This window comes from Actinomadura barringtoniae (assembly GCF_017573505.1).
Classification (GTDB): Bacteria; Actinomycetota; Actinomycetes; order Streptosporangiales; family Streptosporangiaceae; genus Spirillospora; species Spirillospora barringtoniae.
On sequence record NZ_JAGEOJ010000027.1, the window covers coordinates 92,597 to 116,820 of the forward strand.

The 24,224-nt window shown below is 70.8% G+C and carries 20 protein-coding genes; 9 read left to right on the forward strand and 11 right to left on the reverse strand.

The annotated features are described in order from the left end of the window. Positions 1-132: 132 nt before the first annotated feature. Positions 133-612, reverse strand: coding sequence for a ribonuclease E activity regulator RraA (rraA, locus tag J4573_RS46355; protein WP_208262798.1), 480 nt, complete (start codon positions 610-612; stop codon positions 133-135). 84 nt (positions 613-696) lie between these two features. On the opposite strand from rraA, the gene J4573_RS46360 reads away from it, so the two are divergent. Next, a complete protein-coding gene (locus tag J4573_RS46360) occupies positions 697-1,824 on the forward strand; it encodes a protein kinase family protein (RefSeq protein ID WP_208262799.1) in 1,128 nt (375 codons plus the stop codon). Positions 1,825-1,828: 4 nt separating this feature from the next. Here J4573_RS46360 and J4573_RS46365 read toward each other — a convergent pair whose 3' ends face one another. Continuing rightward, positions 1,829-2,284, reverse strand: coding sequence for an Lrp/AsnC family transcriptional regulator (locus J4573_RS46365; RefSeq protein ID WP_208262801.1), 456 nt, complete (start codon positions 2,282-2,284; stop codon positions 1,829-1,831). A gap of 207 nt (positions 2,285-2,491) precedes the next feature. On the opposite strand from J4573_RS46365, the gene rocD reads away from it, so the two are divergent. From rocD to J4573_RS46380, 3 genes are all read left to right on the forward strand, one after another. Next, complete coding sequence (gene rocD / locus J4573_RS46370) at positions 2,492-3,658, forward strand: ornithine--oxo-acid transaminase (protein WP_208262847.1); 1,167 nt, start codon at positions 2,492-2,494, stop codon at positions 3,656-3,658. A gap of 190 nt (positions 3,659-3,848) precedes the next feature. Further along, positions 3,849-4,466 carry a PadR family transcriptional regulator gene (locus J4573_RS46375; protein ID WP_208262803.1) on the forward strand — a complete coding sequence of 206 codons (618 nt, stop codon included), beginning with the start codon at positions 3,849-3,851 and terminating at the stop codon, positions 4,464-4,466. Then, positions 4,463-6,070 (forward strand): MFS transporter, encoded by a 1,608-nt coding sequence (locus J4573_RS46380; protein WP_208262805.1) that lies wholly within the window; start codon positions 4,463-4,465, stop codon positions 6,068-6,070. The genes J4573_RS46375 and J4573_RS46380 overlap by 4 nt, the downstream gene beginning before the upstream one ends. A gap of 90 nt (positions 6,071-6,160) precedes the next feature. Here J4573_RS46380 and J4573_RS46385 read toward each other — a convergent pair whose 3' ends face one another. The 5 genes from J4573_RS46385 to J4573_RS46405 form a co-directional block, all read right to left on the reverse strand. Next, complete coding sequence (locus tag J4573_RS46385) at positions 6,161-6,697, reverse strand: flavin reductase family protein (RefSeq protein WP_307797468.1); 537 nt, start codon at positions 6,695-6,697, stop codon at positions 6,161-6,163. A gap of 13 nt (positions 6,698-6,710) precedes the next feature. Then, entirely contained in the window at positions 6,711-7,355 is a 645-nt protein-coding gene (locus J4573_RS55770) for a DUF6113 family protein (RefSeq protein ID WP_208262807.1), read from the reverse strand. Positions 7,356-7,445: 90 nt separating this feature from the next. Continuing rightward, positions 7,446-8,342, reverse strand: a complete 897-nt coding sequence (gene mshB / locus J4573_RS46395; protein ID WP_208262808.1) for an N-acetyl-1-D-myo-inositol-2-amino-2-deoxy-alpha-D-glucopyranoside deacetylase — start codon at positions 8,340-8,342, stop codon at positions 7,446-7,448. Positions 8,343-8,513: 171 nt separating this feature from the next. Next, positions 8,514-9,950 (reverse strand): serine/threonine-protein kinase, encoded by a 1,437-nt coding sequence (locus J4573_RS55775; protein WP_279575822.1) that lies wholly within the window; start codon positions 9,948-9,950, stop codon positions 8,514-8,516. Positions 9,951-10,063: 113 nt separating this feature from the next. Next, positions 10,064-11,203: a hypothetical protein gene (locus J4573_RS46405; protein WP_208262810.1), complete on the reverse strand. Its 1,140-nt coding sequence runs from the start codon at positions 11,201-11,203 to the stop codon at positions 10,064-10,066. Positions 11,204-11,331: 128 nt separating this feature from the next. On the opposite strand from J4573_RS46405, the gene J4573_RS46410 reads away from it, so the two are divergent. Then, a complete protein-coding gene (locus J4573_RS46410) occupies positions 11,332-13,413 on the forward strand; it encodes a S9 family peptidase (protein ID WP_208262811.1) in 2,082 nt (693 codons plus the stop codon). Between the two features lie 83 nt (positions 13,414-13,496). On the opposite strand, the gene J4573_RS46415 is transcribed toward J4573_RS46410, so the two are convergent. Then, positions 13,497-15,230, reverse strand: a complete 1,734-nt coding sequence (locus J4573_RS46415; RefSeq protein ID WP_208262812.1) for an ABC transporter ATP-binding protein — start codon at positions 15,228-15,230, stop codon at positions 13,497-13,499. After that, the gene (locus J4573_RS46420; RefSeq protein ID WP_307797470.1) at positions 15,227-16,918 is read right to left on the reverse strand and encodes an ABC transporter ATP-binding protein; all 1,692 of its coding nucleotides are present in this window, start codon (positions 16,916-16,918) and stop codon (positions 15,227-15,229) included. Before J4573_RS46420 ends, J4573_RS46415 begins: the two co-directional genes overlap by 4 nt. A 273-nt stretch (positions 16,919-17,191) precedes the next feature. Here J4573_RS46420 and J4573_RS46425 point away from each other — a divergent pair, with 273 nt between their 5' ends. From J4573_RS46425 to J4573_RS46440, 4 genes are all read left to right on the forward strand, one after another. Next, positions 17,192-18,412, forward strand: a complete 1,221-nt coding sequence (locus J4573_RS46425) for a PP2C family protein-serine/threonine phosphatase (protein ID WP_307797472.1) — start codon at positions 17,192-17,194, stop codon at positions 18,410-18,412. Between the two features lie 288 nt (positions 18,413-18,700). Further along, entirely contained in the window at positions 18,701-19,390 is a 690-nt protein-coding gene (locus J4573_RS46430) for a succinate dehydrogenase cytochrome b subunit (protein ID WP_307797473.1), read from the forward strand. 2 nt (positions 19,391-19,392) lie between these two features. Continuing rightward, positions 19,393-21,333 carry a fumarate reductase/succinate dehydrogenase flavoprotein subunit gene (locus J4573_RS46435; protein WP_208262815.1) on the forward strand — a complete coding sequence of 647 codons (1,941 nt, stop codon included), beginning with the start codon at positions 19,393-19,395 and terminating at the stop codon, positions 21,331-21,333. Further along, on the forward strand, positions 21,333-22,085 hold the full coding sequence (locus J4573_RS46440) for a succinate dehydrogenase/fumarate reductase iron-sulfur subunit (protein ID WP_208262817.1): 753 nt from the start codon (positions 21,333-21,335) through the stop codon (positions 22,083-22,085). The genes J4573_RS46435 and J4573_RS46440 overlap by 1 nt, the downstream gene beginning before the upstream one ends. A 53-nt stretch (positions 22,086-22,138) precedes the next feature. On the opposite strand, the gene J4573_RS46445 is transcribed toward J4573_RS46440, so the two are convergent. Continuing rightward, a complete protein-coding gene (locus tag J4573_RS46445; protein ID WP_208262819.1) occupies positions 22,139-23,443 on the reverse strand; it encodes a sensor histidine kinase in 1,305 nt (434 codons plus the stop codon). Next, entirely contained in the window at positions 23,440-24,096 is a 657-nt protein-coding gene (locus J4573_RS46450; protein WP_208262820.1) for a response regulator transcription factor, read from the reverse strand. Before J4573_RS46450 ends, J4573_RS46445 begins: the two co-directional genes overlap by 4 nt. Between the last annotated feature and the right edge of the window lie 128 nt (positions 24,097-24,224).

The window sequence follows — 24,224 nt, forward strand, 5'->3', positions numbered from 1 at the left end:
GGTAGAGAAGACCGGTTTCATGATCAATAGCGTGCTTGGCCGACATTGTGAGGGTTCTCCTGGCATCTAACGCCAGCCCCGCCGACCCTTCGTGATCAGCGCTTATCGGTCCGCGCCGGCCGCCCGTTCGGGTCAGTGCAGCTTGCGGGCCGCGACGACGATCCCGTCCTCGTCGCTGTAGAGCCAGTCGCCCGCGCGGAACTCGACACCGCCGAACGTCACGGGCTCGTCCAGCTCGCCCGCCGCGCCCTTGGCGCTCTTGCGGGGGTTGGAGCCGAGCGCCTTGATCCCGAGGTCGAGGGTGCGCAGCACGGCGACGTCGCGGACGGCGCCGTTGATGACGAACCCGGCCCAGCCGTTCTCGACGGCCGCCGCAGCGATCAGGTCGCCGCTCAGCGCGGACGCCAGCGAGCCGCCGCCGTCGACCACCAGCACGCGGCCCCCGCCGGGGCCGTTGGCCAGCTTCTTGACCAGCCCGTTGTCGCGGAAGCAGCGGACGGTCGCGATCGGCCCGGCGAACGTGGCGCGGCCGCCGAACTGACGGAACTGCGTCTCGCAGCTGCGCAGTTCGTCGCCGAAGTCGTCGATCAGGTCAGCGGTGGCGAAGGTCATGGGCGAAATCCTACCCGCCGGTAACCCGGCGACCCGGCCAGAATGTGCGATAGAAAGCGGCGAGAAGATCATCTGGAGGTCGCCATGCCCGTCTTCGCACCGCTCGGCCCCGGCGATCCCCTGCTGATCGGCGGCTACCGGCTGCTGGCGCGCATCGACGAACGGGCCTTCCTCGCCGCCACCCAGAGCGGCCGCCGCCTGGCCATCACCCTGGTGCCCGCCGACGATCGCTTCCGCACCCAGGCCGCCGCCGCCCAGCGAGTGCGCAGCCCGTTCGCCGCCCACGTCCTCGACGCGCACGCCGACCGAACCCGCCCGTGGATGGCGACCGCACACGTCCCCGGCCCCTCCCTCTCCACCGCAGTCACCAAGCTGGGCCCGCTCCCGCCCGAGCTGGTGCGGCCGATCATGGCCGGAGCCGCCCAAGCCGTGGAGGCCTCCCGTTCCGCAGGCGTAACACAGGCCGGCCCCACCCCCGCCAACCTCATCCTCGCCCCCGACGGCCCCCGCGTGGTCGCCCCCGGCATCTGCCTCACCGGAACGAACTCGCCAGAAGAGGCCCTCGGCCACGACGTGACGCCCGCCACCGACGTCTACTCGCTGGGCGCCCTGGCCCTGCACGGCACCGACCTGGAGAACGCCCCACCGGATCTGCGCCGCCTGATCGAGCGCTGCCTCAACCCCAACCCGGCCAAGCGACCGTCCCTGGAAGACGTCCTCGCCGAACTGTCCCCCGACCAAGAACCCCCGGGCGAAGGCTGGCTCCCCGCCCGCCTGGCCGCGCTCCTCCCTCCGTACGCCGCCGACCCCACCCACGCCAACACCCCTCTCCCCCAGGCCGCCCCACCCCCGGCCGCCGCACGCCCACCCATGGCCCCGCCCGTGGACGCACGCCCGGACGTGGACGTACGCCCCGCCCGGAACACGCAACCGGACGGGACCCCCCGCCCCGCCATGGACGCCCGCCCGGACGACCCGCACACGCCCACGCCCCCGCGCCCGCCCGCGAACGAAGGCCCGGGCGGGGATGCACGGCCGCCCGCGCACCACCGCCCGCCCGTGGACGCGCGACCGGACGACCCGCAGGCGCCTTCGGCCCCGCAGCCGCCCGCCGGCGCGCGGCCCAGGGGCGGGAGTGGGTGGACCACTGGGGATGTTCTGCTGGTGGGGCGGGCGGCTGTTACTCGGCCTGAGTTCGAGGTGCCTCGGTAGCGCGTTATGCGCTGGGGGCGTCTATGGGGCGGCCTATGAGGCGCGACAGGACGATCGCGGTCTTGGTGGCCGTGATGTTGTCCTCGCGGCGGAGGCGTTCCAGGGCCTGCTCCAGGTGCTGGATGTCGCGGACGCGGACGTGGACCAGGGCGCTGGCGTCGCCGCTGATGGTGTAGGCCGCGACCACCTCGGGGTGCTTGCGGATGCTGGAGTAGATCTCATCCGGGGACGTCGCGCCGGTGCAGAAGATCTCGATGAACGCCTCGGTGGTCCAGCCCAGCGCGGCCGGGTCGACGACGGCCGAGAAGCCCGTGATCACGCCGTCCAGGCGGAGGCGGTCGACGCGTCTTTTGACCGCGGGGGCGGACAGTCCGATGCGGTCGCCGATCTGCGCGTAGGAGGCTCGGCCGTCCTCGAGGAGCTGCGCAACGATTCGATGGTCAAGCTCGTCAATACGCAATGAATATCTCCCCCAAAGTTCGATATCGGCGTTGGTTGGCGGTCAAACCCGAACATACGCTGGTCACGGGCCGCTGACCACCGGCTTTGTCCCTTCTCGTGCGCGCCGGGAGACCGGTCTCACGAGCGATTCCGCGTACCGGCCGTACTCCGGCCGCCGAGCCATGGCAAAGGAGCCTTCGTGTCTCGAACCGACGATCTGCGGGCGATGTCCGAGGAGCACAGCGCGCACAACTACCACCCGCTCCCCATCGTGATCGCGCAGGCCGACGGGGCCTGGGTCACCGACGTGGACGGCAACCGCTACCTGGACATGCTCGCCGCGTACTCCGCGGTCAACTTCGGGCACTGCAACCCGCGGCTGACCGAGGCGGCCAAGCGGCAGCTGGACCGGGTCACGCTGGTCAGCCGCGCCTTCGACCACGACCAGTTCGGGCCGTTCGTCAGCGAGCTCGCCGAGCTGTGCGGCAAGGACATGGTCCTGCCGATGAACAGCGGCGCCGAGGCGGTCGAGACCGCGCTGAAGACGGCGCGCAAGTGGGGGTACGAGGTCAAGGGCGTACCCGCCGGCCAGGCCAACATCATCACCTTCGAGGGCAACTTCCACGGCCGTACGACCACGATCGTGAGCTTCTCGACCGACCCGGACGCCAAGGACTCGTTCGGCCCGTACACGCCGGGGTTCCGCACGGTGCCCTACGGCGACGTCGAGGCACTGAAGGCCGCGATGGACGGCTCCACGGTCGGCGTGCTGGTCGAGCCGATCCAGGGCGAGGCCGGGGTGAACGTGCCGCCGAGCGGGTTCCTGAAGGCCGTCCGCGAGCTGTGCACGGCGAACGGCACGCTGATGATCGCCGACGAGATCCAGTCCGGCCTCGGCCGCACCGGCACCACGTTCGCGTGCGACCACGAGGGCGTCGTGCCGGACGTCTACATCCTCGGCAAGGCGCTCGGCGGCGGCATCATGCCGGTGTCGGCCGTGATCGCCGACCGTGACGTGCTCGGCGTGTTCAAGCCGGGCCAGCACGGCTCGACGTTCGGCGGCAACCCGCTGGCCTGCGCGATCGCGCGCGAGGTCATCGCGATGCTGAGGACCGACGAGTTCCAGGCGCGTTCGCGCGAGCTGGGCGCGCACATGCACGAGCGGCTCGGGCGGCTGCCGAGCGACCAGGTGCGCGAGGTGCGGGGCCGCGGGCTGTGGGCCGGCATCGAGCTGCACGGCAAGGCCCGGCCGGTCAGCGAGCGGCTCATGGAGCTCGGCGTGCTGGCCAAGGAGACGCACGAGACCACGATCCGGCTCGCCCCGCCGCTGGTGATCAGCCGCGAGGACCTGGACTGGGCGCTGGACCAGCTGGAGATCGCCCTGAAGGGCTGACGCCGGCCCGCTCCAAGCGACGACGAGGGCTCCCCACAACGGCGTGGGGAGCCCTCGTCATGTTGTGTCGTACGTCATCCGTATTCTGGGCGACGAGACGTCAATCCATGTGTAATAGTCTACTTGGACCAAATAGTCCACGCGGACTAATCAAGTCGGACTAGAAGGCTAGAGGATCAGAAGGCCGACCATGGCGAAACCCCTGACCCCGCTCGCGCTGACGGTGCTGCGCATGCTCTGCGACGGGCCCATGCACCCGTACGAGATGCAGCAGCGCATCCGCCAGTACGCCTACGACCACGCGGTCAAGGTCACCCATGGCGCGCTCTACAACTCCGTGGATCGGCTCGCCGCCCGCGGGCTGATCGAGACGGTCGAGACCAGCCGCGACGGCCGCAGGCCCGAGCGCACGGTCTACACCGTCACCGACGCCGGCCGCGGCGCCGCCCAGATGCGGCTCGCCGAGATCCTCTCGGAGCTGAACGAGGAGTTCCCGCTCTTCGGCACCGGCCTGGCGTTCGTGAACCTGCTGCCGGAGGACGAGGTGCTCCAGTGCCTGTTCACCCGGCTGAGCAAGTTGGAATTCCTCCTCGCCGGGCATCAGTCGGCCTACGACTCCTTGCTCAAACGAGGCATCCCGCGCCACAAGCTCCTGGACATGGAGCTGGCGGTCGAGCACAACCGGGTCGAGCTGGAGTACGTGCGGGGGCTGATCGACGACCTGCAGCACGGCCGCCTGAACTGGGCGGACGAGAGCCCGACCGCCTGCCGTCCACAAAACGAACTTCGTCATGAGGAGAACTCATGAGTAAATGGCGTGGCAACCCGTGGGCGATCCTGCTCACCCTGTCCCTCGGGTTCTTCATGACCTTGCTCGATCTGACGATCGTGAACGTCGCGATCCCCAACATGATCGAGAAACTGCCCGCCACCCTCGACCAGGTGCTGTGGGTGAACAACGCCTACATCCTGGTGCTGGCGGTCCTGCTGATCACGGCGGGCCGGCTCGGTGACCTGTGGGGCAAGAAGAACCTGTTCATCGCGGGCGTGGTGCTGTTCACGCTGGCCAGCCTCGCGTGCGGCATCGCGCAGGGCCCGGGCCAGCTGATCGCGGCCCGCGCGGTCCAGGGTCTCGGCGCGGCGATGCTGATGCCGCAGACCATGTCGATCATCATCGACACCTTCCCGCCGCAGCGGCGCGGGGCGGCGCTCGGCGTCTGGGGCGCGGTCGCGGGCGTGTCGACCGTCGCCGGGCCGACCGTCGGCGGCCTGCTGGTCACCAGCTTCGACTGGCGGTGGATCTTCTTCGTCAACCTGCCGATCGGCATCCTGGTCGTCGCGATGGCGATCCCGATCCTGCCCGGCGCCGCCCGTACCGTACGGCACCGCTTCGACATCGTCGGCGTGATCCTCGCCTCGGCCGCGCTGTTCTGCCTCACCTTCGCGCTCACCGAGGGCCAGAAGTACGAGTGGAACGGCTGGATCTGGGGCCTGATCGGCGTCTCGGCCGTGCTGTTCGTGATCTTCCTGCTGCACCAGCGCACGCAACAGGCGAACGAGCCGCTGGTCCCGTTCGCGCTGTTCAAGGACCGCAACTTCTCGATCCTCAACTTCGTCGGCGCGGCCGTGTCGGTCGGCATGATCGGCATGTTCCTGCCGATGAACATCTACCTGCAGTCGGTCGAGGGCTTCAGCGCGCTCAAGGCGGGCCTGGTGATGGCGCCCGCGTCGATCGTGTCGATGTTCCTCGCCCCGGTCGCCGGACGCCTGTCGGACAAGGTCGGCGGCAAGTTCATCCTGATGGGCGGGCTGACGCTGTACGCGATCGGCACGCTCTGGCTGATCCTGGTCGCCGACGTCGGCACCAGCTGGGTGACCTTCCTGCCCGCGTTCATCGTGATGGGCGCCGGCATCGGCGGCGTGTTCGCGCCGATGGCCACCGAGGCGATGCGGAACGTGCCACCCCGGCTGGCGGGCGCCGCGTCCGGCGTCAACAACACGATCCGCCAGGTCGGTTCGGCGCTCGGCACGGCCGCGGTCGGCGCGGTCATGCAGAACCAGCTGGCCTCCTCGCTCAAGGAGCAGGCGACCGACCGTTCCACGGCGCTGCCCGCCGGGGCGCGCGAACCGTTCATCAAGGGCTTCGCCGAGGCCGCCAAGAAGGGCGTGGAGTTCGGCGGCCCGTCGAACATGAAGGCACCGCCCGGCACCTCCCCGGACGTCGCCCAGCAGCTCGCCGCGCTCGGCAAGCAGGTCTTCTCGCACGGGTTCGTGGACGCGATGAAGCCGACCATGCTGCTGCCGGTGGTGGTCGTCCTGGTGGCCGCCGCGGCCTGCTTCGGAGTCCGCAAGTACCGTCCGCCGACATCGACGGACACCCCCGAGTCGGCCGCCGCGGCCCACGCGGGCTGATCAAGGCCGATCCGGGCCGACCCAGGTCGATCCGGGCCGACCCAGGTCGATCCGGGCCGACCCAGGTCGATCCGGGCCGGCCCGGGCCGATCATGTGATGGTGCGGTAGCGGCCCTCGTAGTACACGAGGGCCGTTCCCTCCGGATCCGGAACGTCGAGGCTGAGCACCTCGCCGACCACGATGGTGTGATCACCGGCCTCGTGGACGGCGTGGGTCCGGCACTCCAGCGCCGCCACCGCGCCGGTGAAGATCGCCGCGCCGGTGGCGGCGCCGCGCTTGTACGGCCAGCCCTCCAGCTGGCCGTCCAGCGTCCGCCCCCGGGTGGCGAACCACTGCGAGGCGTCCTGCATGTCGGAGGTCAGCACCGAGACGCCCCACAGCTCGCTGCCGAGCACGACGTCGTGGAAGCGCGCGATCTTCTCGGCGCAGAACAGCACCAGCAGCGGCTCCAGCGACACCGACGTGAAGGCGTTCACCGTCATCGCGTGGTCGACGCCGTCCACCACCGTGGTGACGATCGCGACGCCGGTCGCGAAGCGGCCGACCACCTGCCGGTAGAGCGCCGCGTCGACGCCCTCGGGCAGGGATCCCGCCGGAGGTTCCGGGGAGAGGGGCTCAGTGCTCACAACGCCCAACACCCTACCCGCGGGTACGACCGGCGCCCCCGGTGAGCCACTCGCCCGGCTGGCGCTTCACCGGGACCAGCGCCACCGCGATCACCCCGGCCACCAGGCCGCCGATCAGGTAGACGTAGCCCGGCGTGGTGCCCGGCACGACCAGGTCACCCTCGGGCCGCCGTTGTGACATGAGGAACACCACGGCCGTCCAGGTCAGCAGCGGGATGACCGCGCCCATCCGGCCGCCCATCCCGAAGCCCGCCAGCCTGACCAGCCCGAAGTTGACCACGACCAGCGCGACGGCCGCGACCGGGATCGAGCTGGAGCCGACCGTCCAGTCCTGGGCGAACGAGCCGATCAGCCCGACCACGGCCCCCAGCAGCGCCAGCGCCCCATAGGCCGCGCCGCCGACGAAGGCCTCCACGCGCGGATTGGGTTCCTTGGGCTCCGCGATCACCACCGGCACAGCGTCCTGTCCGGCCGCGTGCGCGGCGTCCACAGGCGCAACGGCGTCAGCGGGCTTGGCGTCGACGGGCCTGGCGTCTGCGGGGGCAACGGCGTCTGCGGGCTTGGCGTCTGTGCTGTCGGCCTGCTTGGACGGGCCTGTTCCGGTGGCGGCGTCGTCCTTCTTGGCCAGCGACAGCCGGGCGTCCTCGTCCTTGTCCACGATCGTCAGGGTACCGAGCCGCCAGGGCGCGTCTCAAAGTCGGCGGCCGTAGCGAGCGGCGCGGTAGGCCGGCTGACTTTGAGCCGCGCCCTAGGCCTGATGGGCCGCCGGTTCGGAGAAGAGGCCGGCCTCCCGGCCGCCCGGGGCGGGCGCGCCGCGCTCGCCGTCCAGCAGGATGAAGTACTCGGTGCCGAACGCCTGCTGGCCCAGGCCGTTCGACAGCGCGAAGAACGGCCCGACCTCGTCCGGCGCGACCGTCACCTGCGTGCGGTGCGCCCGGAGCGCGGCCAGCTTGGCGGGCAGGTAGGGACGCGCGTCCACGAACGTGGTGATCCGGTCGTCCGGCACGCCCGAGCCCAGCTCGTCCAGGCCCGCCACGCGGTCGAACGGCAGCTTGGCCTCGCGCATCACGGCGATGGCCCGTGCCAGCACGGTGCGCGGCGTCGCGTAGGCGTAGAACTTCTCGGCGCGCCAGGGCTCGCCCTCCCCGTACCCGGGGTCGGCGGCCAGCTCGCAGGCCCGCCGGGTGACGCGGTGCGCCTGGATGTGGTCGGGATGGCCGTAGTTGCCACGCTCGTCGTACGTCACGATCACCTGCGGGCGGACCTCGCGGATGACCTTCACCAGCTCACCCGCGGCCTCGTCGAGGTCGGCCTTCCAGAACGAGCGCGGATCCTCGTTGGTGGGCGCGCCCATCATCCCCGAATCGCGCCAGCGGCCCGGGCCGCCGAGGAAGCGGTGGTCGGCGACGCCCAGCGCGGCGCACGCGGCGGCGAGCTCACCGATCCGGTACTCGCCGAGCCGGTCCTCCTTGTCGGAGGCCAGATGGCGCAGCTCGTCCGGGATGACCTCGCCCTCCTCGCCCAGGGTGCACGTGACCAGGCAGACATGGGCGCCCTCGGCCGCGTACTTGGCCATGGACGCCCCGGTCCCGATGGTCTCGTCGTCCGGGTGGGCATGGACGAACAGGATCCGCGGCTGCGTCATAGAACACGAGCGTACCCAGATGGGCGAGCCTAACCGTTCCCCGCCCTGCCCGCCGTGACCAGAACCACGCCCGGCGCGGCCATAAAACCGCCCCGGGCGTGCCGCCGTCAGCCGGAGTCAGCCGCCGTCAGCGACCGCCGCCGGTCTCCGCCGTCAGCCGGCCCTCCGGCGTCAGCCGCTGCCGGTGCCGCCGCCGTTGGCCGCGCCGCCGCCGTCGGGAGGCGTGCTGCCCCCGCCACCGGGCTTGCCGGTGCTGCCGCCCCCGCCGTCGGGAGGCGTGCTCGGCTCGGTCGGTTGCTGCGTGGGCTTGGTCGGCTCCTGGGTCGGCTTGGTCGGCTGCTGCGTCGGCCGGGTCGGCTCGTCGGTCGGCTCGGTCGGCGTGGTCGTCCGGTGGTGGGAACGCGTCGGGGTGTCGTCCGGCGTCGACTCCTCGTCGGACGGCTTCTTCTCCGACGACTGGCTCGAGTCGGGCGTGGTCGGGGTGTTGCCCTTGTCGTTGCCCGTGTTCGCCATCACCACGCCGACGATCACGGCCAGCACCAGGATCGCGGCGATGCCGGCGACGATCGGCCAGCGCGACCGCTTCGGCTCCGGCTCGTAGTAGCGGCGGCCGGGCGGCGGGGTGCCGGGCAGCGTGCCGCCGGGGGGCTGGACCCGCGTACGGCCGTCGTAGGCCATCGTCCGGTCGGTGGCGCCGTACGCGACGCCCGCACCCATCGCGGCACCCGCGGCGCCCGCGGCCAGGTGCTCGCCCTCGGCCAGCATGGTCGTCGCCTGGGCCGGGTCGTCCATCCGCGTCTGCTGCGGCCCGCCGGTGCCGATCAGGCTCATCATCAGCTGCTGCGCGGTCGGCCGCCGCTGCGGGTCCTTGTTCAGGCACGCGCTGATCAACGCGCGCATCCCGTTTGGCAGGCCCTCCACCGACGGCGGCTCGTGCATCACCCGGTTGATCACCGCGACCACGGTGTCGTCGCCGAACGGCGGCGTCCCGGTCGCGGCGTAGACCATCGTGGCGCCCCAGGCGAACACGTCCACGGCCTCGGTCAGCGTCGCCCCGGCCACCTGCTCGGGCGCCATGTACGACGGCGTCCCGATCGCCTTGGTCGCCATCGTCTGCCCGGCGTCCAGCGCCCGCGCGATGCCGAAGTCGATCACCCGGGGGCCGTCGGGGGCCATCAGCACGTTGTGCGGCTTGAAGTCGCGGTGCACGATCCCGGCCTGGTGGATCGCCACCAGCGCCGTCGCCGTCCCGATCGCCAGCCGCTCCAGGGCGGCGCCGGTGATCGGCCCCTGCTCGCGCACCTGCTTGTACAGCGAGTCCCCGGGCACGAACTCGCTGACGATGTACGGCCGATCGCCCGCCACCCCGATGTCCAGCGTCTGCGCCGTACAGAAACGGGCGACCTGCTTGGCCACCTGAGCCTCGCGGACGAAGCGGTTACGGGCCGCGGCGTCCTCGGTCAGGTCGGCCCGGAGCAGCTTGACCGCGACCTCGGTACCGGAGGCGTCCCTGCCCAGGTAAACGACGCCCTGCCCGCCTTCGCCAAGACGCCCGAGCAGGTCGTACGAACCCAGCCGTTGCGGATCACCCGGCTGCAGTTCCGGCATGGACCTCTCCTCCAAGTACGTACTAGGAAAGCCTTGAGCCTACGCGAGGCCAAGCGCGGTCATGGGTTGTTCCCCGCCTACGGGGAACAACCCATGATCTAGCCATCAGTACGTCAGGCCCCGTATTTCCAGATCACACCGGTATCCCACACTCCCTTGTTCCGGGCGTTACCCGTCGCCCACATGGAGCTCGTCCCGGGGACATGGGCCAGCGAGACGACATTGGGCCATTCGCCGGAGCCGCGCGGCGCCCGGATCCGGGCGGTCACCTTGCCACGGGAGTAGTGGACCAGGTAGTCGTCCCAGGAGCGGGCCCAGAGGCCGCCATGCCCATCAGTGGCGATCTGCCGCAGGCAGTCCTTGGAATTGACCTTGGCGGTGCGCCACTTCTTGCCGTCCCAGTGGCCCAGGTACGCGCCCGGCATGTAACCGTCCACCATGTTGAACGAGGCGACGGAGACCCACGCGCTCTTGGAGCTCGTCCCGTAGATGTCGGAGAAGACCCAGATCCGCTTGGCCGTCAAGCCGAGCTTGGGCTGGGGAATGGTGCGCCACTTGCGGCCGTCCCAGTGCGCCAGCGTGTTCTTGGGGGCCGGGGTCTTACGGCCGTCCGCCAGGTTGACCGTTGCCCAGATGTCCTTGGCCGACCGCGCGTGAATCTCGCCGATCCCCGCGGGCACGGGGAAGGCCTTCCAGTTCTTGCCATCGAAACTCTGCGCGTAAGGCTTGCACCACCAGCGCTTGCACTCGCCATGCCCGATCAGCAGGACCTGGCCGCGCGGACCGATCGACGCCGCCTGCGAGATGCCCTGCATCTTGGGGAAGATCTTGCGGGTCCACTTGGCGCCGTCCCAGTGGACGCCGAATGCCACACCGGTGTCGTGTTCGTCCTTACTCGCGATGCCGAACGCCCAGACGTTGTTCCATGCCGAGGCCGCGACGCGCCACAGCTCGGCGCTGGGCCTGGGCGCCAGCCCGGCCGGGACCTTGACTTCGGTCCACCTACTGCCGTTCCAGCGCTTCAGCAGCATTCCCGACGGCTCGCCGACCTCCTGGCTGTAGCCCACGGCCCAGCCCGCCTTGGCGCTGGTGGCCGTGACATCGTTCATGTACGCGTTGTAGCCCTCGGGCAGGGCCGTCGAGTTGGCGATGCGCCAGCCAGGGGCCGGGGCGGCCTGGACGGCGGGCGCGAGGGCGGCCAAGGCCAGGAGGCCCACCCCGCCTGCGAGCAGCGTTCGGTTGAGGGGGGTCATAGAGGTTCCCTTTCAAAGAGTCGCTGGGAACCCGGGGCGGGGGCCGGGCCGGGCTTCCAACACCCGGTTCAGCAAGCCGCATGACTCTACCGACGGATGATCTCTAGGGGAATGGCAGACTTTTCTCCATGACCATCAGCTTTCCGCGGCAGAGCGCCCGCACCCGGCGGTTCAGCCTGGGCGTTCCGCGCGCCTTCCAGATCGCGGCGGACGGTTCGTACGTCGCGTTCCTGCGGACCAAGGCCGGGGACGATCCGGTCACCTGCCTGTGGACGCTGGACACCGCCACCGGCGAGGAACGGCTGATCGCCGATCCCGGGGCGATGGACGTTCAGGGCGAGGAGAACCTCCCGGCCGAGGAGCGGGCCCGGCGCGAGCGCGCGCGGGAGCAGGCGGGCGGGATCGTCGGCTACGCCGTGGATCGCGAGGTCAGGCAGGCCGCGTTCAGCCTGGGCGGGCAGCTGTTCGTCGCCGATCTGCGCGCCGGATCGGTGCGTGCCCTGGAGGCGCAGACGCCGGTGTTCGACCCGCGCCTGGACCCGGCGGGGCGCCGGATCGCCTATGTCTCCGGGCGGACGCTGCGGGTGTTCGAGCTCGGGTCCGGTGAGGATCGCGCGCTCGTTCAGCCGGAGAGCGAGCAGGTCTCCTACGGGCTCGCGGAGTTCGTCGCGGCCGAGGAGATGGAACGGATGCGCGGCCACTGGTGGTCACCCGACGGCGGGACGCTGCTCGTGGCGCGGGTGGACGAGACGCCCGTGCAGCGCTGGCACATCGCCGACCCGGCCAACCCCGACCGGCCGGCGACCGAGATCGCCTACCCGGCGGCCGGGACGCCGAACGCGATCGTGTCGCTCGTGCTGCTCAAGGTGGAAGCCGCGAGCGGCCGGGTCGGCGTGGCCTGGGACCGGGGCGAGTTCCCGTACGTGGTGACGGCCGCCTGGGACCGCCAGGGCCTGCTGATCGTCGTGCAGTCGCGGGACCAGCGCAGCCAGCGGGTGCTGACCGTCGACCCCAGCAACGGCGAGGCCTCGCTGCTGCACAACGCGCACGACGCGATCTGGACCGACATCGTCACGGGCCTGCCCGCCCGTACGGGCAAGGGCGAGCTCATCTGGGTCGCCGAGGACCGCGAGACCGACACCCGGCGCATCACGATCGCCGGGGAGCCGGTGACGCCGGGCGGCCTCCAGGTCCGTTCGGTGCTGGGCGTCGAGGGCGACCGGATCCTGTTCACCGCCTCCGAGGAGCCGACCGAGGTGCACGTCTGGTCGTACGGGCCGGACGGCGTCGAGCGGCTCAGCGACGGCCAGGGCGTCTTCGGCGGCACCCGTTCGGGCCAGGTCACCGTGCTGAACGGGTCGCGCCTGGACCGGGTCGGCGTCTCGGTGGAGGTGCGGACCCCGGCGGGCACGTGGGCGATCGAGTCCAAGGCCGAGACCCCGGTGATCACCCCGACGGTCGAGCTGATCAGGTCGGGTGAGCGGGAGATCCGGACCGCGATCGTGCTGCCGACCGGCTGGGAGCCGAGTCAGGGCCGCCTGCCGGTGCTGATGGACCCGTACGGCGGGCCGCACGCCCAGCGGGTGCTGGCCGTGCAGCGCGCCTACTGCGAGGCCCAGTGGCTGGCCGACCAGGGCTTCGCGGTCGTGATCGCCGACGGCCGCGGCACGCCGGGACGCGGCCCGGTCTGGGACCGCGCGATCCGGGGCGACTTCGTGGGCCCGGTCATCGAGGACCAGGTCACCGCGCTGGAGGAGGCGGCCCGCCGCCACCCCGGCGCCCTCGACCTCGACCGGGTCGCCATCCGCGGCTGGTCGTTCGGCGGCTGGCTGGCCGCCCTGGCCGTGCTGCGCCGCCCGGACGTGTTCCACGCGGCGGTGTCCGGCGCGCCGGTGACCGACTGGCGGCTGTACGACACCCACTACACCGAGCGCTACCTGGGCCACCCCGACGAGGAGCCGGAGAATTACGCGGCCAACTCGCTCATCGACGACGCCGGGAAGCTGGAGCGCCCGCTCCTGCTGATCCACGGCCTCGCCGACGACAACGTGGTGGCGGCCCACACGCTGCGCCTGTCCTCGGCGCTGCTCGCGGCGGGCCGTCCCCACACCGTTCTCCCGCTGTCGGGCGTCACCCACATGACCCCGCAGGAGGTCGTCGCCGAGAACCTCCTGCACCTTCAGGTGGAATTCCTCAAGCGCAACCTGTGACACCTCGCAACCCCGCCGATCTTGCTCTCATCGCCCCTACACAGCCCCCAGAAGGGCGCTGAGAGCAAGATCGGCGGGGTTGGTCAGGACTGCCAGGAGCGCCAGAGGGAGGCGTAGGAGCCGTCGGCCTCCAGGAGCTCCTCGTGGGTGCCGAGCTCGGTGATGCGCCCGCCTTCCACCACCGCGACGCGGTCCGCGTCGTGGGCGGTGTGGAGGCGGTGCGCGATCGCCACGACCGTACGGCCGTCCAGCACCGCCGCCAGCGAACGCTCCAGGCGGCGGGCGGCCCGCGGGTCCAGGAGCGAGGTCGCCTCGTCCAGGACCAGGGTGTGCGGGTCGGCGAGCACCAGCCGGGCCAGCGCGAGCTGCTGCGCCTGCGCGGGCGACAGGGTCTCGCCGCCGGAGCCGACCTCGGCGTCCAGGCCTGGCCCGTCCCACTCGACGGCGTCCAGGGCCGCGCGGACCTGGTCGTCGGTCGCGTCCGGGCGGGCCATCACCAGGTTGTCGCGGAGCGTGCCGCGGAACACGTGGTGCTCCTGGGTGACCAGCGCGACGTGGCCGCGCAGCTCGTCCAGCGGCAGCTCCACCAGCGGAACGCGCCCGGCCTGGTCGCCGTTGCCAACCGTCACCGAGCCCGTACGGGGGGCGTCGATGCCCGCGAGCAGGCGGCCGAGCGTTGACTTGCCCGCGCCGCTCGGACCGACCATGGCCAGCCGCTCCCCCGGCCGCAGTTCCAGATCCACGCCGTGCAGCACGTCGTGGCCCTCGCGGTAGGAGTACGTGGCCTTCTGGACCGAAAGCCGTTCCCCGTCGGGGCGGCGGCCGTTCGGCCTTCTGTCCTCGGGAACGTTGCCCACGCCGAGCAGCCGCGCCAGCGAGGCGCCGCCCAGCTGCAGCTCGTCGAGCCAGCTCAGCAGCATGTCGAGCGGGCCGACCAGTTGCTGGACGTACAGCGTCGCGGCGGTGACCTGGGCCAGCGAGGCCATCCCGTGGATGTGGAGGAGCCCGCCGATCAGCAGCGTCGCCGCCACCGGCAGCACGTAGCTCATCTCGATCACCGGGTAGAGGACCGTGCGCAGGCCCAGCGTGTAGCGCTCGACCTCGTAGGACGACCCGATGTCGCCGTCGGTGCGGCGGTGCCGCCGGTCCGACAGCCGCAGCGCCTCGACGGTACGGGCGCCGTTCACGGTCTCGGCCAGCCCGTCGGTGAGCTCGGCCCAGCGGGCGCTCTCGCGCAGGTAGCCGGCGTGCGCGCGGGGCAGGTACCAGCGCATCACCAGCCAGATCCCCGGGACGGCCACCAGGGAGGGCACCGCGACCAGCGGTCCGACCAGCACCAGCGCGCCCAGGGTGAACGCGACGGTCACGATGGCGATCAGCGTCTCGGGAACGGCGTAGCGGACGGTGGTGCCGAGCGCGTCCACGTCCCGCGACGTACGGGTCACCAGGTCGCCCGTCCCGGCCCGTTCGACCCGGGACAGCGGCAGCGCCAGCACCCGGTCGACGAACTCCTCGCGCAGCTCGGCCAGCACCCGCTCACCGAGCCGCGCCGAGTAGTAGTAGGCGTACCGGATCAGCACGCCCTGCACGATCACGAACCCGGCGATCGCCAGGCCCGTGGTGTCGATGCGGGCGTCGCCGCGCTGCACGCCCTCGACCAGGTCGCCCAGCAGCCGCGGCGTGACCAGGCCGGCCACGGCCGCCAGGGCGTGCAGCGCCAGCGCCCCGAACAGGGCCCGCGGGTGGCGCAGCGTCAGCCGCCGCGCGTACGCCCGCACCTGCGCCGGCGAGGCGACCGGCAGGATCTCGGTGCTCATGACGTGGTCACTGCCTCCCCTCTCGTCACGGTCGCCGCGTAGCGCGGCTCGTCGTCCAGCAGTTCGCGGTGCGCGCCCTCGGCGAGCACCCTTCCGTCCTCGACGTAGACCACGTGGTCGGCCCGGTCGAGGACCAGCGGGCTGGTCGTGCAGACCACGGTCGTACGGCCCGCGCGGGCGGCGCCGAGCCGGCCGGCGATGCGGGCCTCGGTGTGGGCGTCGACCGCGCTGGTCGGCTCCACCAGGACCAGCACGTCGGGGCCCGCCGCCAGCGCCCGGACCAGCCGCAGCCGCTGCTGCTGGCCGCCGGAGAACTCGCGCCCGGCCTCGACCACGTGGGCGTCCAGCCCGACCGCGTCGACGATGTCCTCGGCCGAGGCCGCCTGAATCGCCGCCTCCAGAGCCCCGGGCCCAAGAGATCCTCCTCCCAGCGACTCGCGGAGCGGGCCGGAGAAGAGGCGGTCCTCGTTGACCGCGACCAGGATCCGGTCGCGGACGCCCTCGACCTCGCTCAGCGGAACGCCGCCGAACGTCACGTCGGCGTCGGCGTAGCGGCCCAGCCGGTCGGCGATCGCCTGGGCGTCGCGCGGGTCGGCGGCGGCCACGGCGGTGAGCCGTCCGGGCCGTACGACCAGGCCGGACGCATGATCGACCAGCTCGTCGCCGTCGGGCCGCCGGGAGCCGGTGCCGGTGATCTCAGGCTCCAGGGCCAGCAGCCGGCACACCCGCCCGGCCGCGACGTGGGCCTTGGTGAGCTTGCCCGCGGCCTCCCCGACCGTGCGGAGCGGCTCGATCAGGAAGACCGCGTACCCGTAGAACGAGACCAGCTGCCCGGGCGTGATCTTGCCGTCCACGGCGAAGTGGGCGCCCATCCAGGTGACCAGCGCGACCAGCAGGCCCGGCAGCAGCACCTCGGCGCCGCTGAGCCGTGACTCGGCGTGCGCCTCGTGGACGCCCGCCGCGCGCACCCGCTGCGACTCCGCCCGGTAGCGGCCCGCGTACAGGCTCTCGCCGCCGATGCCGCGCAGCACGCGCAGGCCCGCGACCAGGTCGGTGGCGCGGCCGTTCAGCTCGCCGACCAGCTCGCGGTGGCGGGTCTCGCGCTCGCGCAGCGGCCGCAGCATCGGGGCGGCGATCGCCAGGATCACCGGGACGCCGATCAGCACGACCAGGCCGAGCGGCGGCGAGGTGGTGAGCAGGATCGCCGAGACGACGATGATCGCGACCACCGCGCCCGAGCCGCGGCCCAGGATGTCCATGCCCTCGCCGATGTGGGCGACGTCCGAAATGCCCACGCTGACGACTTCTCCGGCGCTGAGTCGCTTCGGCAATGTGGCGCCGAGGCGAGTCGACTGGCGGATCACGACCTGGACGGTGCGGTAGGCGGCGGCGAGCCAGTTGAAGACCGAGAAGCGGTGCCTGATCACGCCGCTGGTGGCCTGGAAGGCGCCCAGCACGAGCAGGACGCCCGCCCACAGGGCGAGCGCCGAGGCGTCCTTGGCAGCCACCCCCTCATCGATGGCGCGGCCTATCACGCCGGGCATGAGGGCCTGGCTGAGCATCCAGATCACACCGAGCGTGGCGCCTGCGGCCACGGAGCGTGCCTGGGTCCGGGTCAGCCAGATCAGGTAGCGTGCCGGCGATCGATGGTCCGGGGTCCCGGGATCTTGGACCGGCAACGATTTCACACGCCGGAGGGTAAGCATCACGCGGAGCGAATCTCGAATGATTTTCCGGCCGGGAGGCCTGATCACCGCAAGGAACGCATGCGGACATAACCGCCATTACGGACTCCGGGGATGCGCGATAACGATCAGAGACGCTAAGGTCGAGGTATCACGGAGTGACGTTCTTCTCCGCTCCCATCCGGGACACCGGCGGCTAGGCAGATGCCGCTGCCCGATGCGGCCCTTGTCATGGGCCGCCGCCGCCATCCCTCGCCGACAGTCCGGACTTTTCTTGTGAGCACTATCAGTCAGCGCGCATATCCTGCCCACGCGGGCGCTGAGGAGCGGGTCGACCTGCTCCTCATCGGCCACGACGCGGCCGATGTCTTCCTGGTCGAGCAGATGCTCGCCGGGAGCGGGCTGGACGCACGGATCTCGGTGGCGGACGGCCTGGACACCGCACGCGAGAAGCTGACCCGCCGCACGCAGTGCATCATCTTCGACCTGTCCGCCCCCGACCTCGAGCGGATCGAGGGCCTGCGCCAGGTCCTGCAGCTGTCCGGCCAAGCCGCCGTGGTGGTTCTGACCGGCATCGACGACGTTCACCTCGGCACCCGGGCGGTGGCCGCCGGCGCCGAGGACTACCTGGTCAAGCAGCAGGTGGACGGCCCGCTGCTGGCACGTGCCATCCGCTACTCGATCGAGCGCAAGCGCTCGGAGGAGACCGAGCGGCGGCTGGTCGAGGCCCGCATGATGGGCCGCGAGAACGCCCGCCTGGAGCGCGGCCTGCTGCCCGTTCCACTGATCGACGACCCGTCCCTGCGGCACGACACCCGCTACCGGCCCGGCCGGCGCCGGGCCCTGCTCGGCGGCGACTTCTACGACACCGTGCAGACCGAGGGCGGCGCGGTGCACCTGATGATCGGCGACGTCTGCGGGCACGGCCCCGACGAGGCCGCGCTCGGCGTGCAGCTGCGGATGGCCTGGCGGACACTGGTGCTGGCCGGGCACGGCGGCGAGCAGCTGCTGGGCACGCTGGACACCGTTCTCGGGCACGAACGGCGCAGCGAGGAGATCTTCACCACGCTGTGCATGATCACGATCGCGCCGTCCGGCCGTACCGCCCGGATGCACCTGGCCGGACACCCCGCGCCGCTGCTGTTCCGCGGCGACGGTGAGGGCGGCCGTGAGGTCATGGCGCTGCCGGAGTACGCGCACGGACCGGCCCTCGGCCTGGTGCCGGGCGCCGAGTGGCCGACCACCGAGATCGACCTCGGCGAGTCCTGGGCGCTGATGCTCTACACCGACGGCCTCATCGAGGGGCGCATCGGCGAGGGCTCGGCCCGCCTGGGCACCGACGGGCTGGTCCGGCTGGCCCGCAAGGCGCGCGAACGAGGCGCCAGCGGCCGGGCGCTGATCGACGCGCTGGTGACCGATGTCGAGGAGCTGAACGGCGGGGCGCTCACCGACGACCTCGCTGTACTGCTTCTTTCCCGGTCTCACCACCTCGCCTAGCGGCTCGGCGGCGAACCGCGAAAGGGCGAGCGCGACATCGCTTCGCGATCTTCGCGGGGAACCTCGCCTTCGGCTCGTTCCCCGCTCAGGTAGCGCGCTCGCGCGTGGGTGAGACGGCGAACAAGTACTACACGCTGTAGTTCCCGCAGGTCCTGTGAGGTCCCTCACCTTCGCACGAAGGTTAAAAACGCCCTAAAGCCCGCGCTGCACGGTTCATAGCCTGTGGCTATCGAAACGACAGCCGCGATGACTTGGATCTCTCGCCGGACGCGGACTTAACGTTCGCCTGTGGCTATAGCGATACCTGCGATCTATCGATCGACCGTCGGCAAGAAGGCCGTCATGGCCGTCAGCGGCAGCATCATGGTGGGCTTCCTGGTCCTTCACATGATCGGGAACCTGAAGATCTTCCTGGGCGAGGACGACTTCAACCACTACGCGCACTGGCTGCGCACGATGGGCGAGCCCGCGGTGCCCTACCGCACCGTGCTGACGATCCTCGAGGTCGTGCTGGTCGTCGCGGTCGTGCTGCACATGTGGTCGGCGATCTCGCTGGCCCGGCGGGCCTCGGCCGCCCGCCCGGTCAAGTACCAGTCGAAGAAGAAGAGCCACGCGCAGGGCTACGCCGTCCACACGATGCGCTACGGCGGCGTCATCATCGCGGTCTACATCGTCTGGCACCTGCTGGACCTGACGTTCTTCGTGGTGAACCCGAAGGGCTCGGGCGCGACCCCCTACGACCGGATGGTGGCCGACTTCGACCCGTCCCGCTGGTTCATCACGCTGTTCTACGTCGTGGCGATCCTGCTGGTCGGCCTGCACCTGAACCACGGCATCTGGAGCGCGTTCCAAACCCTCGGCCTGCGCAGCCCGCGCAGCAACAAGGCGCTGCGCGCCCTCGCCGCCGGCGTCGCCGGGCTGGTGACGCTCGGCTTCGTGTCCGTGCCGCTGTCCATCACCTTTGGGTTGGTGAGCTGAACATGACCGACGACGGCTTCTACAAGTCCGGGCAGCCGATCTCCGACGCCAAGGCCCCCGCCGGGCCGGTCGAGGACCGCTGGACCGACCGCAAGTTCACGGCCAAGCTGGTCAACCCGGCCAACCGCCGCAAGAAGAAGATCATCATCATCGGCACGGGCCTCGCCGGCGGCTCCGCGGGCGCCACGCTCGGCGAGGCGGGCTACCACGTCCAGCAGTTCTGCTTCCAGGACAGCCCGCGCCGGGCGCACTCGATCGCCGCGCAGGGCGGCATCAACGCCGCCAAGAACTACCGCAACGACGGCGACAGCGTGCACCGTCTGTTCTACGACACGGTCAAGGGCGGCGACTTCCGCGCCCGCGAGTCGAACGTGCACCGCCTCGCCGAGATCTCCACGCAGATCATCGACCAGTGCGTCGCGCAGGGCGTCCCGTTCGCCCGCGAGTACGGCGGCCTGCTGGACAACCGCTCGTTCGGCGGAACGCAGGTCTCCCGAACGTTCTACGCCCGCGGCCAGACGGGCCAGCAGCTCCTGCTCGGCGCCTACCAGGCCCTGATGCGCCAGGTCGACGCCGGCAACGTCGAGCTCTACCCGCGCCACGAGATGCTCGACCTGATCATGGAGGACGGCCGGGCGCGCGGCGTCGTCGTCCGCAACCTGATCACCGGCGAGGTGAAGAGCTACACCGCCGACGCGGTCGTGCTGGCCTCCGGCGGCTACGGGAACGTCTACTTCCTGTCCACCAACGCCATGGGCTCCAACGTCACGGCGTCCTGGCGGGCCCACAAGCACGGTGCCTACTTCGGCAACCCCTGCTACACCCAGATCCACCCGACCTGCATCCCGGTCAGCGGCGACCACCAGTCCAAACTGACCCTGATGTCGGAGTCGCTGCGCAACGACGGCCGGGTGTGGGTGCCCAAGAAGGGCGGCGACACCCGCAAGCCCGGTGACATCCCCGAGGACGAGCGCGACTACTACCTCGAGCGCATCTACCCCTCGTTCGGCAACCTGGTCCCCCGCGACATCGCCTCCCGCGCCGCCAAGAACGTGTGCGACGAGGGCCGCGGCGTCGGCCCCGGCGGCCTCGGCGTCTACCTCGACTTCGCCGACGCCATCGAGCGCCTGGGCCGCAAGGCCGTCGAGGCCAAGTACGGCAACCTCTTCGAGATGTACGAGCGCATCACCGGCGAGAACCCCTACGACATGCCGATGCGCATCTACCCCGCCGTCCACTACACGATGGGCGGCCTGTGGGTGGACTACGACCTGGAGTCGTCCATCCCCGGCCTGTTCGTGATCGGCGAGGCCAACTTCTCCGACCACGGCGCCAACCGGCTCGGCGCGTCCGCGCTGATGCAGGGCCTGGCCGACGGCTACTTCGTCCTCCCCGCCACGATCGGCAACTACATCGCCTCCAACGCCCTCGACGCGGTCGGCGAGCAGCCGGTCGCCGAGGCCGAGGAACGCGTGAACGACCAGATCAAGAGGCTGCTGGCGATCGACGGCGACCGCACCGTCGACTCCTTCCACCGCGAGCTCGGCCACATCATGTGGGAGTACTGCGGCATGGAGCGCTCCGAGGAGGGCCTGCGCAAGGCCCTGGAGCTGATCCCCGCGCTCCGCAAGGAGTTCTGGGAGCGCGTCAAGGTCACCGGCAAGGGCGAGGAGCTGAACCAGCAGCTGGAGAAGGCCGGCCGCGTCGCCGACTTCCTCGAGCTGGGCGAGCTCATGGTGATCGACGCCCTGCACCGCACCGAGTCCTGCGGCGGCCACTTCCGCGCCGAGAGCCAGGACGAGGACGGCGAGGCCAAGCGCGACGACGACAACTTCTCCTACGTCGCCGCCTGGGAATGGGCCGGTGAGGACGAGCAGCCCGTCCTCCACAAGGAGGCCCTGGAGTTCGAATACGTCCACCCGAGCCAGAGGTCGTACAAGTAATGAAACTGACACTGCGCGTCTGGCGCCAGAACGGTCCGCAGGACAAGGGCAAAATGGTCGAGTACCCGGTCGACGACATCTCCCCCGACGCGTCGTTCCTGGAGATGCTGGACGTCCTGAACGAGGAGCTCATCGCCAAGGGCGAGGAGCCGGTCGCGTTCGACCACGACTGCCGCGAGGGCATCTGCGGCATGTGCTCGCTGGTCATCAACGGCACCCCGCACGGGCCCGAGAAGATGACCACGACCTGCCAGCTGCACATGCGCAAGTTCTCCGACGGCGAGGTCATCGACGTCGAGCCGTGGCGGGCCAAGGCCTTCCCGGTCGTCAAGGACCTGGTCGTGGACCGGTCGGCGTTCGACGACATCATCAAGGCCGGCGGCTATATCACCGCCCCGACCGGCACCGCCCCCGAGGCGCACTCGACGCCCGTGCCGAAGCCCGACGCCGACAAGGCCTTCGAGGCCGCCGAGTGCATCGGCTGCGGCGCGTGCGTCGCGGCCTGCCCGAACGGCTCGGCGTCGCTGTTCCTCGGCGCCAAGGTGAGCCACCTCGGCCTGATGCCGCAGGGCCAGCCGGAACGCTGGGACCGCGTCGTCGACATGATGGAGGCGCACGACGAGGCCGGCTTCGGTGGCTGCACCAACACCGGCGAGTGCACCGCGGCCTGCCCGAAGGGCATCTCGCTGGACTTCATCGGCCGCCTGAACGGCGACTACCTGAAGGCCACCGTAGGCGGCAAGAAGAAGTAACCGCTTCCGAAGAGGCCTCGCCCGGACCCCCGTGTCCCGGGCGAGGCCTCTTTCTATGAGTTGACCCGTGGCTTCTCTGAGTTGACCCGTGGCGGGCCCGCCGGCTGAGGGGGGCCGAGCCGGCGGGCCTGCCACGGATCAACGAGCGGGATCGGCGCCGTAGGCAGGTTGACCACCACGCTTAGGCCCCCATCCGGCCGAGGCGAGGCGTTCACGACACCGCCATGCGCACTGGCGATGGCCCGGACGATCGACAAACCCAGCCCCGACCCGCGATCCGACCGCACCCGTTCGGTCCCCAGCCGCCGGAACGGCTCAAAGATCGTCTCCACGTCATAAGCCGGAACCACCGGTCCCGTATTCGCGACGACCAACTCGACGAGCCCTTCATGCCGCGTGGTCGAGACCCAGACCTCTCCGCCCTCGTGGTTGTGCCGGATCGCGTTCTCCACAAGGTTCTGAACGAGCCGTTCCACCAGCACCGGATCACCCGAGATCGGCGCCTGATCGAGCCGCCGGTAGTCGACGATGCCGTGCCCCGCGGCCTCGACTCCGGCCTGGTCGAGCACGTGCTCGGCGACCTCGGACAGGTCCAGCGGCACCACGTCGACCACCGCGTTCTCCCCCGCCGCCAGCGTGAGCAGCCCGTCGATGAGCCGCTCGTGCCGCCCGTTCACCACCAGCAGCGACTCCCCGAGCCGCCTGACGTCCTCGGTCGCGTCCGGCCGCCGCAGCGCCACGTCCACGAGCGTCCGGTTGATCGCCAACGGCGTCCGCAGCTCATGCGACGCGTTCGCCACGAACCGCCGCTGCCCGTCGAACGACCGCGCGAGCCGTTCCAGCATCGTGTCGAAGGTGTCGGCCAGCTCCTTCACGTCATCGCGCGGCCCCACATAGGCGATCCGTTCACCCAGGTCATGGCTGTAGGCGACCCGTCTCGCGGTCTCGGTGATCTGGTGCATGGGCCGCAGCGCCCTATCAGCCAGCAGCCACCCCAGCCCGAGCGCCACCGCCCCCACCAGCCCCAGCGCGATGCCCCCCTGCGTCAGCAGGGCATCAAGCGTCTCCTTCTGGGTGTCCTGGCCGATCCGCTTCATGAACACCTGCTGCCCCGCGACGTCAGTCGGGGGCGGAACGACCTGGTCCTGCGTGGTGACCTCACCCTGAACGGCCTTTCCGTCCTGCTGGATGGCGTTCCCGTTGAAGGCCTTGACTCCAGGCTCGGGAAGGCTGTTCTTGGCCAGCAGATACGTCAGCACCAGCAGCAACACCCCCGCCGCCAGGAAAAGCCCCCCGTACAACAACGTGAGCCGCACGCGGATGGTCGGCCGAAGCCGCTCAGAAAACGTCATGGTCATGGCAGCCGGTACCCCACTCCTGGGACGGTCTCGATGACTGGGGGGTCACCGAGCTTGCGGCGGAGCTTCATCATGGTGACGCGGACGGTGTTGGTGAACGGGTCGGTGTGCTCGTCCCAGACCTTTTCCAGCAGCCTTTCGGCGGAGACGACGGTTCCGTTGGCGCGCATGAGCTCGGCCAGCAGGCCGAACTCCTTGCGGGCCAGCTGGAGGTACTGGCCGTCGCGGTAGACCTCGCGGCGGGCCGGGTCGAGTCGGATTCCGGCGCGTTCGAGGGTCGGGGGGTCGGCGGGGCGGGCGCGGCGGCCGAGGGCGTGGATGCGGGCCACCAGCTCTTCGAAGGCGAACGGCTTGGTCAGGTAGTCGTCGGCGCCGATCCGGAAGCCCTCGACGCGGGCGGGGACGGCGACGGAGGCGGTCAGCATCAGGACGCGTACGTGGGAGCCGGAGTCGACCACGGCGCGGCAGACGTCGTCGCCGTGGACGACGGGCAGGTCGCGGTCCAGGACCAGCACGTCGTAGTCGTTGACGCCCAGGTGCTCGAGGGCGGCGTCCCCGTCGTAGACCACGTCCACGGCCAGGGCCTCCGCCCGGAGGCCTTCGGCGAGCGAGTCGGCCATCATCCGCTCGTCCTCGGCTATCAATATGCGCACTTTCCGTCTCCCCTGCTGTGTGCACCACAGCCTGCGGGAACGGGCGTAACGCCGGCATAACGAGAACTGGTTACGCCTGGGTTATCGGCCGCGTACTGGAATTCACGTCGCCGCCAGGAAACGCCTCG

Coding starts and splice junctions, on each gene's coding strand:
- rraA (WP_208262798.1), bottom strand. CDS start 612: ATGACCTTCGCCACCGCTGACCTGATCGACGACTTCGGCGACGAACTG.
- J4573_RS46360 (WP_208262799.1), top strand. CDS start 697: ATGCCCGTCTTCGCACCGCTCGGCCCCGGCGATCCCCTGCTGATCGGC.
- rocD (WP_208262847.1), top strand. CDS start 2,492: ATGTCCGAGGAGCACAGCGCGCACAACTACCACCCGCTCCCCATCGTG.
- J4573_RS46375 (WP_208262803.1), top strand. CDS start 3,849: ATGGCGAAACCCCTGACCCCGCTCGCGCTGACGGTGCTGCGCATGCTC.
- J4573_RS46380 (WP_208262805.1), top strand. CDS start 4,463: ATGAGTAAATGGCGTGGCAACCCGTGGGCGATCCTGCTCACCCTGTCC.
- mshB (WP_208262808.1), bottom strand. CDS start 8,342: ATGACGCAGCCGCGGATCCTGTTCGTCCATGCCCACCCGGACGACGAG.
- J4573_RS55775 (WP_279575822.1), bottom strand. CDS start 9,950: ATGCCGGAACTGCAGCCGGGTGATCCGCAACGGCTGGGTTCGTACGAC.
- J4573_RS46405 (WP_208262810.1), bottom strand. CDS start 11,203: ATGACCCCCCTCAACCGAACGCTGCTCGCAGGCGGGGTGGGCCTCCTG.
- J4573_RS46410 (WP_208262811.1), top strand. CDS start 11,332: ATGACCATCAGCTTTCCGCGGCAGAGCGCCCGCACCCGGCGGTTCAGC.
- J4573_RS46415 (WP_208262812.1), bottom strand. CDS start 15,230: ATGAGCACCGAGATCCTGCCGGTCGCCTCGCCGGCGCAGGTGCGGGCG.
- J4573_RS46435 (WP_208262815.1), top strand. CDS start 19,393: ATGACCGACGACGGCTTCTACAAGTCCGGGCAGCCGATCTCCGACGCC.
- J4573_RS46440 (WP_208262817.1), top strand. CDS start 21,333: ATGAAACTGACACTGCGCGTCTGGCGCCAGAACGGTCCGCAGGACAAG.
- J4573_RS46445 (WP_208262819.1), bottom strand. CDS start 23,443: ATGACCATGACGTTTTCTGAGCGGCTTCGGCCGACCATCCGCGTGCGG.